The organism is Devosia nitrariae, assembly GCF_030160115.1.
Taxonomy (GTDB): domain Bacteria; phylum Pseudomonadota; class Alphaproteobacteria; order Rhizobiales; family Devosiaceae; genus Devosia; species Devosia nitrariae.
The window spans coordinates 177,622-192,794 of record NZ_BSNS01000012.1; the positions used below are offsets into that span (position 1 = coordinate 177,622).

Sequence of the window (15,173 nt, forward strand, 5' to 3'; positions counted from 1 at the left end):
AAGAATGATACGCGCCGCCAGAATCGAAAAGAGGAAGCTAGCCGGCAAGGTGCCGAGCCAGGAAGTCGAGGACGGCGGCGCGCATGGCGGACGTCTCCCTGTGCCCGACGCCGGCTTCGCGTGTGAGGACGAAGTTTTCCGGAGCGCCCGACGCCGCATAAGCCGCCCGCGTGTCCGCCTCGGCCCGATCGACGGATGCCGGAGGAGTCAGTGAATCCTCGCTCCCCACGCACACGAGTTGCGGGCGCGGCGCCACCAGCCCGGCGATCTCGCCGGTCGTGAGCGCCGCGAGCAGGCCGGGGACGGTCAGATAGTGGCCGTGCCCGTCATGGGCACCGGTTTGGACGAGTGTTGCAAAATCGGCATAGCAGCAAAGATGCGCGATCGCCGCCGGGCGGCTGTCGAGCGCGGCAAGCCAATAGGCGAGCGTCGCACCCATGGACATCCCGAGGACACCGATGCGATCGGCATCGACATCGGGCCGGGCCGCGAGCCAGGTGAAGGCTCCCGCCTGCTCACCGAGCATCTGCCCGAAGAGCGTGCGGCCATACCAGAGCGCCGCCTTGCTCGCCGCACTTTCGGTCACATGCGCGCGCTCGCCGAAGGTCGGCATGTCGATGCAAAGGGCAGCATAGCCGGCCCGCGCCAGCGCCGGCCCAGGCGCATCGAGGAGAGCCTGCCGGCCCTCGGTGAGCTCGCTCGCTCCGATATCGTACCGCCCGCCATGCGCGTGCGCATAGATGAGGCCCGGAAACGGGCCATGCCCCTGCGGCCGCATAAGGAAGCCGCGAACGGGCGACCCGTCGGCAAGCCGAAACGACAGATCCTCGCGAACGATACCGTCAACGTCGATAAGGGTCGCCGCCGCCAGCTCGAGATCGGCCGGCTCGTATCCGAGCAGCCGACCGAAAATGTCGCGCTTGTCCTGGCCCATGTCTCCCCCCGCATTCAACGCACAGATTGATGCTGACACGGACCACGCGGTGCACCAAGCCGCGATTGCGTGAACATTGACGCCGCGCCCTGCCAAATTCGCGCCTGACTCGGTGGGCGGATGGTGGCAGCAGGCAGGCTTGCCACCAATACCTAAGCAAAACGCCTACCCTCCCTGGCGGTAGAAGATCATGCCGCCGTGATGGAGCACGCCGTCGATGAAATCGCCATCGGCGGTAAAGCCGGTATCGTCCCAGTACTCGATATGATCGCCAGTAACCTCGTAGCGACCACGATAAGCGCTTTCGCGATTGCCTCGCGCCTCATCGTAACGGCCATTCGACAGCAGTTGGTGACGGACATGGCCGTCTTGCGTCACCCACGTGCCGACGTAGGGATGGTCCGGTGCTGTCATCGCTTCCTCTGCATTGGCTGAAAAGGTGAGTGCGGCGCCTATCAGCGCGAGAGCAGTCCATTCACGCATCAGTGCGCTGCCTGCGTCGGACGGACGACGATCTCGTTCACGTCGACATCTTCCGGCTGTTCGATGGCGTAGCGAACGGCCCGGCCGATCGCATCGGGCTGCAGGGCGATGGCGCGGTAGGTCTTCATCATCCCGGCCGTCGCTTCATCGGTGATGTTGTCGGCCAGCTCGCTTTCGACGACGCCCGGATGGATGCAGGTCACGCGCAGGCGATCGTTCTCCTGACGAAGACCATCGGAGATCGCCCGCACCGCATATTTGGTCGCGCAGTAAACAGCGGCAGTGGGTGAGACTGTGAGCGCGCCCACCGAAGCGATGTTGATGACATGGCCCGATTGCTGGGCAAGCATTTCGGGAAGCACAGCTGCTATCCCATGCAGCACGCCCTTGATGTTGACATCCACCATCCGGTCCCACTCGTCGACCTTCAAGGACGCCATCGGCGAGAGCGGCATCACTCCGGCATTGTTGACGATCGCGTCGATCCGCCCCCACCGGATTCGCGCCGCTTCGGCGAAAGCCTTTACGTCCGAGCGATCCGTTACATCGAGCCGACGCGTTTCAACGTTGCCACCCGTAGCCGCGATCTCTGCGGCGAGTGCCGTCAATCTGTCGATGCGCCGGGCACCGAGCAGGAGTTTCGCGCCGCCCGCCGCGAGTTCACGGGCAATGCCAGCACCGATACCGCTCGAGGCCCCGGTGACTAGGACAACCTTGTCGATTGGCATGTCTAACTGTCCTTTCTCCGCAAGAGCTGTACGCAAGGCGTGATTGCTTTCCGCGCATCCGGATAACTAAGGCGGAGAGACTGTCGCGACAATTTGCGCAATGACGCATTCAATGGTAAGCGTTGCTAACCAATGACCGTCGACCTGAACACCATCGAGCTCTTCGTCGCTGTGGCCGAAGCGCGCAACTTCCGGGCCGCCGCCGACCGGCTCGGTGTGACACGCTCGGCCGTCAGCCAAGGCATACGACGGCTCGAGGACAGGCTCGGTATAGCGCTCGTCAATCGCACGACACGCAGCGTCAGCCTTACCGAGGCCGGCGAACGCTTCTACGCCGACGTCGCGCCGGCAATGACCGATCTCACCGCGGCAATCGCTGCGACGGGCGAACGGACGGGTCCGCCAAGCGGACTTCTGCGGCTGGCGGTGTCCTCGATTGCGGAACGGTTCATCTCAGGAGAGCTTCTGGCCTCGTTCGCAGACGCCTATCCCGACGTCGAGCTCGACATCACCATGACCGATGATGAGTTCGACATCGTCGCCGAAAAGTACGATGCCGGCGTGCGGCTCGGCGAAGTCATCGAGCAGGACATGATTGCCGTTCCGATTTCAGGCGATCAGCGTCAACTGGCCGTGGCCGCACCAATCTATCTTCAACGGCACGGCCGCCCTGCGCATCCGCAGGACCTCACCGGGCACCGGTGCATCGGCTGGCGACCGGCGCCGGGTGTCGCCCCCTACCGCTGGGAGTTCGAGGAGGACGGTCGTGCCTTCGACGTTGCCGTCAACCCGCAGGTGACGACCAACGATATGTGGCTGATGATCCGCATGGCCTGCGCAGGCGGTGGCATCACCTTCGGCATGGAAGAGACATTCCGGCCCTATATCGAGCGCGGCGAACTGGTGCCGCTCCTTGAGGAGTTCCTGCCGCCGTTCCCGGGGTTCTTTCTCTACTTTCCCAGCCGCCGCAACCTGGCGCCCAAGCTGCGTGCGCTGATCGAGCATGTGCGCAAGGTTCGCTGATCAGCATTGCAATGTCGAACCGTCGGTGCACGTCTCGAGCTCATCCGCCGGACCGGCACGATGGTCGTCATATCGTCCAAAACCGCCCCCCTCCGACCCTCTTCCCGTTCTAATCCATGATAGTTCTCGCAACGGCCATGGCACCCCTGCATTCCTCTTGATCAATGAGAGGAGTTCAAGATGGCCAACGAGCGCCCCCTTACCGGACAAAACGCCACCTCCACTTCCAATCCACGACCCGATCCGTTGAGCGAGGCGAAGACCGAGGCGCGCACTGCCGCTGAGGAGATCAAATCCGAGGCCTCCCGGGAGATGGATAAGGCCAGATCCGAGGTTGCCGCCGGCATGCACCGCGCCGAAGACGAAGCGCGCAGCTTTGCCAGAGACCAGAAGGACTATGCCGCCGGCCAGCTCGGCAGCATCGCCGACGCGGTGACCCGCGTCGCCGAGGAACTCGAGCAGCAGAACCAGACCAGCGTTGCCCGTTATGCCCGCGAAATCGGCCAGGGCATGCGCGGTCTCTCGCAGACGGCGCACGACAGCAGCATCGATGAACTGGTGCACAAGGCGCAGTCCTTCGGACGCCGGAATCCCGCCGCCTTCCTCGGCGGCGCCGCGCTTCTGGGTTTTGCCGCCAGCCGATTCCTTACCGCCTCGGCGCATCGCCAAGAAACAAAAACTACAGCAACCACGACCGCCACGACCACGTCGAGCGAGGACGTCGGCTCGCCGCTGGCACCTCATTGAGCGAGGGGAACCAATATGGACAAAGCAGCAAATCCACACTCCGGTGAGTCCCTGCCCGAACTTGTGCGTGGTCTTATCGACGACGTGTCGACACTCTTTCGCAAGGAAGTCGCGCTCGCCAAGGCCGAGGCCGGCGAGAAGGTCTCCGGCGCGCTTGATGGCGCCAAGCTGATTGTTATAGGCGCCGTTCTGGCAATCGGCGCCCTCGGCGTGCTGCTGGCAGCGATCGTCGCCGTCGTCGCCGCCGGCCTTACCGCCATGGGTCTGGAGCCCTTCCTCGCCAACTCTCTCGCGGCGCTGATCGTCGCGGTGGTGGTCGGACTGATCGCCTGGGCCCTGATCAACAACGGCCTCGGTCATGTGCGGCAAGCCAATTTCAATATGCAAAAGACTGCCCGTGCGCTCAGCGACGATGCGGCGGCAATCAAGGAGAGGGTATGATGGCCTACGAAGAGCACCGTAGCAGCGAAGAGCTCCAGCGCGACATCGATCATCAGCGCCACGCCGTGGAATCGCGCCTTGATTCCCTGCAGGCCCGGCTTTCGCCCGGCCAGCTTCTCGACGAGGCCTTGCGCTATACCCGTGAGGGACCGGGCGCCGAGTATGTCGACAATCTCAAGCGCAGTGCCACGCAGAACCCCATTCCGGTGGCGCTACTGGGCATCAGCCTCGCCTGGCTGATGGGGCGCCCGGCCGCCGCCCCCGCAAGTGACAATCACCAGTCAGCCTTTAACGAAGATCTCGACTACGATCCCTATCCGCTCGCAACCGTGAAGGGCACTTCGCTCCAGCGCCTCGGCCATTCACCGTATGACGATGGCCGTCACCAGAGCGAGTTTGTCGACGATGCCGGCAAGAAATACCGTGCCTTCGCCGACGAAACGGGCAGCCGCGCCGGCCATTTTGTGGACGAGACCGGCAACACCTTCCGCGGCTTCATGGACGAAGCGGGCAACCGCGTCACCGAGTTCCGCGACGAGGCCGGAAACCTGCTCGACGAAGCCACCGGCTGGGCCAGCCATTCGTGGCGCGCCGCCGGCTCGGCCATGCACCGCGCCAAGGGCGGGATCGACAGCCTGCGCGACCGCACCATGCATGCGGGTGAAGGGCTCTATCGCCGCGCCGACCAGTTCGGCGGCGGTCTCGAGCACTTCCTGCGCGATCAACCCCTGGTTGCCGGCGCCCTGGCCTTTGCCATCGGTGCCGCCATCGGTGCGGCTGCCCCCCACACGCGCGAGGAGGATGAGCTGATGGGCGAGGCTTCCGACCGGCTCAAGGATCGCGCCGCTGACGAAGCGCGTGATCTATACCGCGAGGGCAAGGAGCAGGTGCAACAGCGCTACGGCGAGGCCAAGGAAGAGGCCGCACGCCTCTACGAGGAGTCCGGTGGCATATCCGGCCAGGAGGGTGACGGCCCGGACCCCGCCGATCGCAGCCGTCCGCACTGACGTTCCGTTGCGCCTCAGACAACCAGCCACGTCGCGGCCTGAACCGGCCGCGGCTGCGCCCTCACCTGATACTCGGCCGGACACGACCTCGTCATTTATCCTGCCCCTCCCAGAAGGCCTGCTCGCCCGAGGCAACCATGACGCTGAGGATTTTCTCGCGCGGGATGACCCCGCAGCGCTCTGCCCATTCCTCATAGCTCCTCGCCATGCCCTCGACTTTATCGGGAAACTGGGGCGCCAGATCGTTGAGCTCCGTGCGGTCGGCCTCCATGTCGTAGAGCTCCCAGTCACCGGGATAGTTGCGAACGAGCTTCCACTTGCCGTCGCGGACCGCGGCATTGCCTTCGTGCTCCCAGAACAGTGGCGGGCGGGTCACCGCGGGATCGTTGAAGGACGGAGCAAGGCTCACACCTTCGCACGGTGGGATAGCCATGCCGTTACGCGCTTCGGGATAGTCGCACTCGGTCACTTGCAGGATCGTGGCCATGATGTCGGGTAGCTGGCCAGGGTTATGGCGGATGCCGCCCTTGTCCTTGACGCCCTTGGGCCAATGCACGATCAGAGGGGTGGAAATGCCGCCCTCATGCGTCCAATGTTTGTAGAATCTGAAGGGCGTGTTGGAAAGATTGGCCCATGCGGGGCCGTAGCTCTGATAGGTGTCTTCTCCGCCCGGCATGACATCGCGATAGTTGCCTATGCGGACATCACGGCCGTCGCGCGTCTTGTATTGCGCGATCATCAGGTTCTCGACCAGCTCACGCGGGTCGACGCCTTGGGGAATATCCTCGGCACAGCCGCCATTGTCGGAGAGGAAGATGACCACCGTGTTGTCGGCCTGCCCCGTTTCTTCAAGCGCCTTGAGAATACGGCCGATCCCCTGATCCATACGATCGATCTGGGCCGCATAGACCTCCATGCAACGCGTCAGCCATTGCTTGTCCTCGGCCTCTTCGAAGGGCGGCTGGGTTACGTCGCGCGGCGAAAGCTGCCACGACTTGTCGAGAATGCCGGAGCGCACGAGGCGATTGAGGCGCTCCTTGCGCAGCTTGTCCCAGCCGGCGTCGAATCTGCCTTTGTATTTGGCGATATCCTCTTCGTGAGCGTGCAGCGGCCAGTGCGGTGCGGTGTAGGCCACATACATGAAGAACGGATCTTCGGCGCTCCTGCGGTCGTGTTCGTGCACATAGGAGACGGCCTGATCGCTGATCGCGTCGGTATAGAAGAACTCGGGATCGTCGATCGCCTCGTGCTCGGCATTTTCATTGCCGCGTGTGAGCGTATTGGGATGGTAGAAGCTGCCGGCGCCGATGATCGTGCCGAAAAACTCATCGAATCCGCGCTGCATCGGCCAAGCACTGGTCGGTTCCACCAGGTTGGAGGCGATGTGCCACTTGCCACTCATATAGGTGCGGTAGCCGTTGGCCTTGAGCACTTCGGGAATGGTGACGCACTGCTCGGTGAGATTGCCGGCATAACCCTCCGGCCCCATGTCGTAGGTGAGTACCCCGATCCCGGTCTGGTGCGGATGCAGGCCCGTCAGCAACGAGGCCCGCGACGGACTGCAGCGCGCTGTGTTGTAGAACTGGGAATACCGAAGGCCGTTGGCGGCAAGGGCATCGAGGTTCGGAGTTTCCACCTCGCCGCCAAAGCACCCGATGTCGGAATATCCCATATCGTCATTCAGGACGACAATGACATTTGGTTTGCTCATGCCTGTTAAACCTTGCTTCTGTTCAGCTTTATCGAGAACTGGAAGTAATCGGGCCGATAGACCGCACGAAGAAATTCAATGGCGCGGCCGTCGCTGGTCCGCGTAACGCGGGTCATTGCGATCAGCGCCCCGGTGCTGGCCAGACCCAAAGCGACCTCCTCATCGCGATCTGAGAGGCGAGCACCGATGACCTGTTCGGCAGCCTTGATCTCGAGGCCCAGCTCTTTCTCGAAGACCTCGTACATCCTGATGGAAAGCAGATCGCGTCCGGCCAGTTCAGCACCGATGCCGGGCGGATAGAACGCCCATTCGATGGCAATGGGCGTATCGTTTGCGTAGCGAACGCGCTTCAGCTGCCAGACGGCGGGTTCCTCGAGCGCATCGCGCACCGCCTGATCGCACTCGCTGGTCATGCCCATGTCGAGGATGCGAGCGCCGGGACGGAAGCCGGCCTCGGTGATGGCTTCCTGAAATCCCAGCAATCGCCCGACCCAGCGCTCGGCCTGGTTGGAACGCAGGAACGTGCCGCGACCTGGCGTGCGATCGAACATGCCGCTCTCGACCAGTGGTGCCAGCGCGTTGCGGACTGTGACGCGGCTGACGCCGAAATACGCGACGAGTTCGGCCTCGGTCATGAGGCGACCGCTATCGTCCACGATCTCGCCGCCGAGAGCTTTCTGGCGGATCAACTCCCTCACCTGCAGGTACAGGGGCGAGCGATCATGGAAATCGTGGATCGTGGCGGTCAATGTCCGGTCCTCGCAGCGCGTTCGATCCGGCGTGAAGTTCAATCGCGCGTGGCGCTCATCGCCATGTTGCGACCAGTGAGCCGGCGCAGGCTCAACGTCTGCCGATAGCTGCCCGCATCGACGCTGACCGCCTCTACCCCGGCGCGGGCATCGGCGGGCTCGGCGCCGTTGATCAGCAGATCCCCCAGTGCTCGCCCAACCATGGTGTCCGGCTTCGTGACACCAAGCACATCGAGAATAGTGGGAGTGATATCAACTATGCCGCCGGCAGTCTCTGAGCGATAGCCTTCCTTGAAGTCCGGGCCCGCCGCAAAGCAGATATTGGTCAGTTCTTCATTGTGCAGTCCACCATGGGTGGAGCCCTTTCCGCTGGGATCGAGGGAGCGGCCGAACGGGAATTCTGGCGGCTGGGCAGGCAGCCGGCGCAGGGTGAACACGAGGTCCGGCGCACGCGGGTGGTCGATCGAGGCCAGCGCCTTCGAGAAGGTGCCCGAGATTACGCCGTTCACGCCATCGAGGTCGTCGGTGAAGAGATTGCCCGACCAGTCGTGACCTTGCATCCACTCGACGATGTCGGCCAGCACCTGCCGTGGCTGGTCGCGCAAATAGACGCCACCGCTGCCGAAGGGCAGCAGTAGCGCGCCCTTTTGGGTGGGGTCGATGGTGACTGGCAGCCCGGCGTCGCGCATCATCTCCCCGATGGGATAGCCGCCAATCGTTTCCACATGGCCATGGTCGGAAAGGATGATGAGATTGAGCGAGTCCCGGTCGGCCCGCGCCTGCCACCAGCTGACGACATCGCCGACCAGCGCATCGATATGCATGAAGGCGGCCTTGGAGACCGGGCCGCGCAACCCGTCCACATGCAGCGACTTGTCGGGCTCGTCAGACCAGATGAGGCCCACCTGCGGCTTGAGTGAGGGATAGAGCACACTCTTGAAGGCCTCGAAGGCAAACCGGCTGCGGTTATAGTTCACGCCCTTGGGATCAGGCAGATCGCCGAGTTCCTCGAACACCAGGCGCGCCGCTTCGGCGGTGCTGTGGCCATAGCCCGCCATCGAAACATGCTCCTGGCCGATACGATCGCCCCGGTAGTTGAGAAGCCACGGCGCGCCCGACATGCCGCAATGGACCAGCGCGAACTGATGCCCGGCGTCACGAAGCGCATGACCAATGGTGGTTGCAGTAATCAGCCGGCCCTGCGAATCCGCCTTTTCCACATCCGCATGGTCACCCAGGTCAATCACCTGATCAGGCGCCAGATTCGGATCATAGATCTTGTTGAAATGCACACCGTGATGTTTGGGCGTCGACCCGCTCGAGAAGCTCGTTTTGTTGACTCGGGTATGGGTCGGGAACTGTGCCTTGGACAAGGTGAGCGACGCGCCGCGATCACGAAACGCGGCAAGGTTGGGCATGTCCCGGCTGGTCACCAGATCGGGACGCAGACCATCCAGTACCAGGACCAGAAACCGGCTCTCACTCATGGCAATCTCCCTCCGCTGAACAGGTTCCGACGTTGCTTCCACACCCCGTCGGATCGGCTCGACTATCGATGATACAAATGTGAATACATTTGCCCTATGTGCGCCCAAACAGAAGACACCGTCAACGCGAGTTTCTATTTGATTTCAATTATTTAATACATCTGCCACCGATCCGGCCGACATCGGCGGCAGCGCATGAGCGCTCCTGCGACAACTCCCGGATTCAACGCGACGTCGCTAAGGACTAGGCAAAGTGGCAGGCAGCCAGGCGACCTCCATCGAGCGCACGTAGGGGCGGACGCTCATTCATGCATAAAGCCGGATCGGCTTTCGAACAGCGCGGATGAAAGGGACAGCCGGAAGGCAGCGCAATGGGGTTCGGCGCCTCTCCGACAATGGCTCCCTCTCTTTTGCGTCGCGTGCGTGGATCGAGCGCCGTGGCGAGCAGCATGGTCGAATAGGGATGCCGCGGTGTCTCGTAGATACCTGATGTCTTCCCTTGCTCGATGATCCGGCCGGCATACATTACCACCACTTCGTCGCAGAGGTAGCGAACGGTCGAGAGCTGGTGCGAGATGAAGAGAAGCGTCAGCCCCATGGACCGCCGCAACTCATCGAGAAGCGCAAGAATCTGCGCCTGAACCGACACGTCCAGAGCCGCGAGAGGTTCGTCGCAGACCAGGAGCTCCGGCTCTGCCGCGAGGGCACGGCTGATGACGACGCGCTGTCGTTGCCCACCCGACAACTCGTGCGGAAAGCGCGTCGCGAATTCCGGGTTGAGACCGACGTTGCGCAGCAAGTCGTCGCGTCTTTCTGCCAGCCTCTCCTTGCTGCCGGAGGCAAGAACGAGGGCTTCCTCGATCTGTGCGCCGATGGTGAGGCGCGGGTCGAGCGCTGCCAACGGGTCCTGAAACACCATCTGGACCTTGCGGCGGCCCGGCATGATGTGCCCCTTGCTGTCGCGCTGCGGCTGGCCCTTGACCATCACCGAACCCGAAGAGGGCGGAACGAAACCGGCGGCGATCTTGGCAAGCGTGGACTTACCGCAGCCGCTTTCTCCAACCAGACCCACGGAGCGGCCGGGCCGGATGACGAGATCGATATCGGTCACCGCGCGCAGCGAACGCGCCTTGCCGAACAGGCCACCGCCCGACAGAGCGTATCTCTTGGAGACCTGCTTGAGCTCGAGCAAAGCGGTTTCAGCCATCATGCGTGTCCCTGCAGCGGATGGTGGCAGGCAACGCCCTGCTGCCCCGCCCCCATCGATTGCATCACCGGGACCTTTTCACGACAGATGTCGCTGGCACGCGGGCAACGGGGATGGAAGGGACAACCTGGAGGCGCGCGCCCCGGCATCGGCACGTCGCCGGAGATCGCGCGCGGCGGCGCACCATCGATATCGAGCGCCGGCAGGCAATCGAGCAGCGCGCGCGTATAGGGATGATCGGGTTCCTCAAACACCTTCGGGATGTTCTGCGCCTCGATGGTGCGCCCGGCATACATGACGACGACGCGATTGCAGATCTCCGCAACCACACCCAGGTCATGGGTGATGAAGACGATCGACAGCGAGGTCTTCTCCTGGATGGAGCGCAGCAGATCAAGAACCTGGAGCTGCACGGTCGCATCGAGGGCCGTTGTCGGTTCGTCGGCTATCAGCACCTCTGGTTCTGACGCGAGCGCAACGGCGATCATCACGCGCTGGCAGGTACCCCCGGAAATCTCATGGGGATAGGCCTTGAGACGGTCGCGCGCCGCGGGGATGCCCACGAGCGACAACAGCTCGAGAGCGCGCTCCTCTGCGTGCCTCGCCGACATGCCGAGGTGCCGCCGCAAGGGCTCCATCACCTGCGCACCGATGGTCCGCACAGGGTTGAGCGCAGATTGCGGATCCTGAAAAATCATGCCGACCTTGCGGCCCCGCACCTTTTCGAGACGCTTCTCTCCAATGCCCAGTATTTCTTCGCCCGCCAGCTTGGCACTGCCCGAGACCCGCAACACGCTCGGCAGCAAACCCAGCGTTGCCAGGAAGCTGACGGTCTTGCCGCAACCGCTCTCGCCGACGACGCCGACGCACTCGCCGCGAGCGACCTCCAGGTTGACGTCGTGAATGATCCTGGTGGCGTCGGATCCCGGACCCAGGGCAACGGAGAGACCGGATATTGACAACGCCGGTACGGCAGCCGCTGAGCCGGAAACTGCTCTATGTTCCGGCATCGGCAGATGGCTCCTCTCCCGGCACCGCTACCCCACGTTCGGCGCAAAGACCTATGAAATCCTCGAAGCGCTGCCGCTCTCGAACAAGCAGGGGCCCCGAATAATTGAACTCCTGCAAGTGCACGACAACAGAATTGGGTGTCACTACTGCGACACCATAATGCGGTTCGGCATGCAGCCGGGCGGCCTTGGACAGCTTGAGATCGGTATAGGCCTGGTCGGACATCGAACGCAGACCGGTGAAGGAGACGCCTTCCACATTGCCCTGCAACAGGATGTGGCAATGGCCGTGGAAAATATGACGGATCTTGCCGCGATGCCGCGCGAGCACGGTGTGGAACTCGGACCAATTGGTCAGTCCTTTGGCATCGAGCGCCGGAGCATGCAGTTCGACGGGATGATGATGCATGAACAGCAGCACCTCGCTCCCGGAGCTGGAAAGGGTCTCGTCGAGCCAGGCCAGTCGCTCGGGGCTCAGCCGCCCGGCATGCGACCCCACGCCTTGGGTATCGAGGAAGACAAGCTCGTACCCCGCCACCGCCTGCCGGTACTGCGCATAAGGGAAAGCGAACGGGTGGCGCCGACCGAAGACCGAGAAGAAATTGTCGCGGTTGTCGTGATTGCCGATCATCAGGAAGACGGGCACAGGGACCAACTCTAGCCGCCGCTCCAGCCGACGGTAGGCCTCATACTCTCCCCAGTTCGCAATATCGCCGGTGATGACAACGAATGCAGCATCCGGAAACAGGTCCAGCGCATGGCTCAGGGCACGATCGGTATTTGCATAAGTATCATATCCAGCGGCACGCTCACCATTGGCCGTGAGATGGAGGTCGGTGAGGTGGATAAACTTCAACATATTCAAGGGTCAGCATCCTATGCTATCGATCTGAAGCTAGCGCCGACATGTAGTCGTAATGTTAAGTAATATTAGAAAACGTAATGCAACCATCACCATGGCAGGCCTATGAAGATCAATCTGCATCAGATCGTTGCCTTCAACGCCGCAGCCAAGCATCGCAGCTTTTCCAAGGCGGCGGAGGCGCTCGGCGTAACCCAGTCGAGCGTCACCCAGAACATTGCTAAGTTCGAGGCGATCGTCGGTGCCTACCTGCTGGAACGTCGGAGAGCGGGTCTGGTGCTCACGCCCGCCGGCCGGCGCATCCATCGCGTTACAGAAGAAATGGGTCTGCTGCAGGTGCAACTCGAAGAACGCATCAACGAGTTCACCCGGCTCGAACACGGCTTGCTGCGCGTGGTGGGGACCGCCAGCAATCCCGCCCTCATCTACATGCGGCGGTTCCGTGAGCGGTATCCGGGCATCGATCTCACATTCGAGAGCGCGAACTGGCGCAAATGCGAGGAAATCATCCGGGAGCGCGAGGCCGACGTCGTGATCATGCCTGAGCCCGAGAACACGGAGAACCTCTATCTCTGGCCGATCGAGCGGCGACAGCACGTGGCGCTGGTGCCGGACGGTCATCCACTGGCCGACCGCAAGTCCATCTCCATCAAAGAGCTGGCCAACCATCACATCGTGCTGCCCAGCACGCGCTCCTTTGCGCGATGGCGGCTGGAATCGAACGCGGCAAGCCTCGGGATCAGCTTCAACGATGTGATGGTGGTGAGTTCGACCGCAATGGCAGTTGAAGCAGTATACCACGGGCTGGGAGTGACCTTCACGTCGCAGGATACCACGACACTGGCGCGAAGCTTGCGGAGCATCGAAGTCGACGAACTTGCCGAACCCTATCTGGTGGTCGCGGCGTGCAATGCCGATACGCGCAACACCGGCATCGTCAAGGGCTTCTTCGAATGCATGGATTAGCGGGCTGCCTGTCTGAGATAGACGCTGTGGTGGGCAGCCGTCCAACAATGGCTAGCGCGCCTGGGACAGCGGATCGAGGCGATCACGCAGCCAGTCCCCGAGCACGCTCATCGAGAGCGTGGTAACAAAGATGGTCATGCCGGGGATCACCGACAGCCACCAGGCTTGCAGCAGATAGTTGCGGCCCTCGCCCAGCATAAGGCCAAGACTGGTATTGGGGGGCTGCACGCCGAGACCGAGAAAGCTCAGACCGGTCTCCAGCAGAATGGTGGCCGGAAAGTTGAGCGTCAGCTGCACGATGATGGCGCTCGCGATATTGGGCAGCACATGCTTGGCGTAGATGCGCGGCCAGCTCATCTCGAGCCCTTCGAGCGCCATGACATAGTTCCGCTGCCGCGCCGACAGCACGAGGCCGCGGGCGAGGCGCGTATAAACCTCCCAACCGGCAAAGCCGATCAGCACCAGGAACACCACCATGCTGTTGCCGAGTACAGCCAGCACGAACATCACCAGGATGATGAACGGCACCGCAGCCTGGAAATCGACGGCGGCCATGATCACGTGTTCGGTCAAGCCACGGTAGTGTGCGGCCACGAACCCGAGGGTCGTGCCGATGATGGCGCCGATCAGGGTGCCGATCGCGGCGATCAGCAGACTGGTGCGCAAGGCGTGCAGCAGTCGCGAGAAGGTGTCGCGGCCCAGTTCGTCCGTGCCGAGCCAGTTGACCCAGGAGCCACCGGCAAAAACGGGCGGCTGCAGTCGTGCGAGCAGGTTTGTGCGCAGCGGATCGAAAGGGGCCAGGAGGTCGGCTCCGACAGCGAGCACGGCCATCAGGATCAGGAAACCTGCGGCGACACGGATGAAGGGGGCCATCTTCACTGCGCGCTCCTGCGCACGCGCGGGTCGAGCACGCCGTAGAGCAGGTCGACCGCGAGATTGGCAATGATCATGGTAAGGGCCGTCGACAACACGATCACCTGAACGACGGCAAGATCGCGCGAAGCGACGGAGGCAGCGAGGAGCCGGCCGACCCCGGGCCAGGCGAAAACCGTCTCGACGATGATCGCGCCGGCGATGAGGTCACCGAAGCGCAGGCCGAGAATGGTGACGATCGGGATCGACGCGTTGGGCAGCGCATGGATGACCGTGCGCCTCAACCCTTTGATTCCCCTTGCCCGAGCCGAAGCGATGTAGGGCTGGTTGAGCACGTCGAGCATGCACGAGCGCGCGAAGCGTGCAATCGCGCCGGCGCTTGAAAGCGCCAGGGTCGCCGTCGGCATGACTAGATGCTGCCAGGATCCCGATCCGAAGCTGGGCAGCAGATGCAGATGAAGCGAGAACAACAGAATGAGCAGGATACCCAGAAAGAAATTGGGCATGGCGAAACCGAGCACGGAAAGCCCCATAACGAAGCGGTCATAGGCGCTGTGCTGGTTGACCGCAGCCACGATTCCGAGCGGCATGCCGATGAGAACGGCGCAGGCGAGGCTTGTCAGTCCTAGCAGAAGCGTTGCCGGCACGCGCTCCAGGAAAACTTCGGCGGCCGGCGTGTAGCTGCGAACGGAAAGGCCGAAATCTCCGCTCATGATCCCGGTCATGTAGGTGATGAACTGCTCCGGGATCGGACGGTCATACCCCCAGCGCGCGCTCAGTTCAGCGATCTGCTCGGGCGTCGCATCGGGGCCCGCGAGGACAGAGACCGGATCGCCCGAAAAGCGCATCATGATGAATACCGCAACCGCTACGACAAAGAGCGTTGCAAGCATGCGGGCGGCGCGCAGGAAAAAGGAACCGAACACGGCAGGTCTTTCAAATCCC

General features: G+C 62.7%; 16 protein-coding genes. 5 read left to right on the forward strand and 11 right to left on the reverse strand.

Annotation, left to right across the window (positions count from 1 at the left end):
• Positions 1-37 precede the first annotated feature (37 nt).
• The 3 genes from QQK18_RS15260 to QQK18_RS15270 form a co-directional block, all read right to left on the reverse strand.
• Positions 38-934, reverse strand: coding sequence for an alpha/beta hydrolase family protein (locus QQK18_RS15260; protein WP_284341214.1), 897 nt, complete (start codon positions 932-934; stop codon positions 38-40).
• Positions 935-1,099: 165 nt separating this feature from the next.
• The gene (locus QQK18_RS15265) at positions 1,100-1,417 is read right to left on the reverse strand and encodes an Atu4866 domain-containing protein (RefSeq protein ID WP_284341215.1); all 318 of its coding nucleotides are present in this window, start codon (positions 1,415-1,417) and stop codon (positions 1,100-1,102) included.
• Complete coding sequence (locus QQK18_RS15270; protein ID WP_284341216.1) at positions 1,417-2,145, reverse strand: SDR family oxidoreductase; 729 nt, start codon at positions 2,143-2,145, stop codon at positions 1,417-1,419. Before QQK18_RS15270 ends, QQK18_RS15265 begins: the two co-directional genes overlap by 1 nt.
• 132 nt (positions 2,146-2,277) lie before the next feature.
• Between QQK18_RS15270 and QQK18_RS15275 the strand changes: the two genes are divergently transcribed.
• The 4 genes from QQK18_RS15275 to QQK18_RS15290 all read left to right on the forward strand — a co-directional run bounded on the left by QQK18_RS15275 (position 2,278) and on the right by QQK18_RS15290 (position 5,363).
• A complete protein-coding gene (locus QQK18_RS15275) occupies positions 2,278-3,168 on the forward strand; it encodes a LysR family transcriptional regulator (protein WP_284341217.1) in 891 nt (296 codons plus the stop codon).
• A 180-nt stretch (positions 3,169-3,348) separates the two neighbouring features.
• Positions 3,349-3,915, forward strand: a complete 567-nt coding sequence (locus QQK18_RS15280) for a nutrient deprivation-induced protein (RefSeq protein WP_284341218.1) — start codon at positions 3,349-3,351, stop codon at positions 3,913-3,915.
• A 15-nt stretch (positions 3,916-3,930) separates the two neighbouring features.
• Positions 3,931-4,356, forward strand: a complete 426-nt coding sequence (locus QQK18_RS15285; protein ID WP_284341219.1) for a phage holin family protein — start codon at positions 3,931-3,933, stop codon at positions 4,354-4,356.
• Complete coding sequence (locus tag QQK18_RS15290; RefSeq protein WP_284341220.1) at positions 4,353-5,363, forward strand: DUF3618 domain-containing protein; 1,011 nt, start codon at positions 4,353-4,355, stop codon at positions 5,361-5,363. The genes QQK18_RS15285 and QQK18_RS15290 overlap by 4 nt, the downstream gene beginning before the upstream one ends.
• Positions 5,364-5,454: 91 nt before the next feature.
• Here QQK18_RS15290 and QQK18_RS15295 read toward each other — a convergent pair whose 3' ends face one another.
• The 6 genes from QQK18_RS15295 to QQK18_RS15320 all read right to left on the reverse strand — a co-directional run bounded on the left by QQK18_RS15295 (position 5,455) and on the right by QQK18_RS15320 (position 12,386).
• The gene (locus QQK18_RS15295) at positions 5,455-7,074 is read right to left on the reverse strand and encodes an arylsulfatase (RefSeq protein WP_284341221.1); all 1,620 of its coding nucleotides are present in this window, start codon (positions 7,072-7,074) and stop codon (positions 5,455-5,457) included.
• 5 nt (positions 7,075-7,079) lie between these two features.
• Positions 7,080-7,823: a GntR family transcriptional regulator gene (locus tag QQK18_RS15300; protein WP_284341222.1), complete on the reverse strand. Its 744-nt coding sequence runs from the start codon at positions 7,821-7,823 to the stop codon at positions 7,080-7,082.
• 38 nt (positions 7,824-7,861) lie between these two features.
• On the reverse strand, positions 7,862-9,352 hold the full coding sequence (locus QQK18_RS15305; protein ID WP_284341223.1) for an alkaline phosphatase family protein: 1,491 nt from the start codon (positions 9,350-9,352) through the stop codon (positions 7,862-7,864).
• A 202-nt stretch (positions 9,353-9,554) separates the two neighbouring features.
• On the reverse strand, positions 9,555-10,517 hold the full coding sequence (locus QQK18_RS15310) for an oligopeptide/dipeptide ABC transporter ATP-binding protein (protein ID WP_284341224.1): 963 nt from the start codon (positions 10,515-10,517) through the stop codon (positions 9,555-9,557).
• The gene (locus tag QQK18_RS15315) at positions 10,517-11,527 is read right to left on the reverse strand and encodes an ABC transporter ATP-binding protein (protein ID WP_284341225.1); all 1,011 of its coding nucleotides are present in this window, start codon (positions 11,525-11,527) and stop codon (positions 10,517-10,519) included. Before QQK18_RS15315 ends, QQK18_RS15310 begins: the two co-directional genes overlap by 1 nt.
• Complete coding sequence (locus tag QQK18_RS15320; protein ID WP_284341226.1) at positions 11,514-12,386, reverse strand: metallophosphoesterase; 873 nt, start codon at positions 12,384-12,386, stop codon at positions 11,514-11,516. The genes QQK18_RS15315 and QQK18_RS15320 overlap by 14 nt, the downstream gene beginning before the upstream one ends.
• Before the next feature lie 108 nt (positions 12,387-12,494).
• Between QQK18_RS15320 and QQK18_RS15325 the strand changes: the two genes are divergently transcribed.
• Positions 12,495-13,355: a LysR family transcriptional regulator gene (locus QQK18_RS15325; RefSeq protein WP_284341227.1), complete on the forward strand. Its 861-nt coding sequence runs from the start codon at positions 12,495-12,497 to the stop codon at positions 13,353-13,355.
• A gap of 51 nt (positions 13,356-13,406) precedes the next feature.
• Here QQK18_RS15325 and QQK18_RS15330 read toward each other — a convergent pair whose 3' ends face one another.
• Both QQK18_RS15330 and QQK18_RS15335 read right to left on the reverse strand, forming a co-directional pair.
• The gene (locus QQK18_RS15330) at positions 13,407-14,228 is read right to left on the reverse strand and encodes an ABC transporter permease (protein WP_284341266.1); all 822 of its coding nucleotides are present in this window, start codon (positions 14,226-14,228) and stop codon (positions 13,407-13,409) included.
• 2 nt (positions 14,229-14,230) lie between these two features.
• Positions 14,231-15,154 carry an ABC transporter permease gene (locus tag QQK18_RS15335; RefSeq protein WP_284341228.1) on the reverse strand — a complete coding sequence of 308 codons (924 nt, stop codon included), beginning with the start codon at positions 15,152-15,154 and terminating at the stop codon, positions 14,231-14,233.
• Between the last annotated feature and the right edge of the window lie 19 nt (positions 15,155-15,173).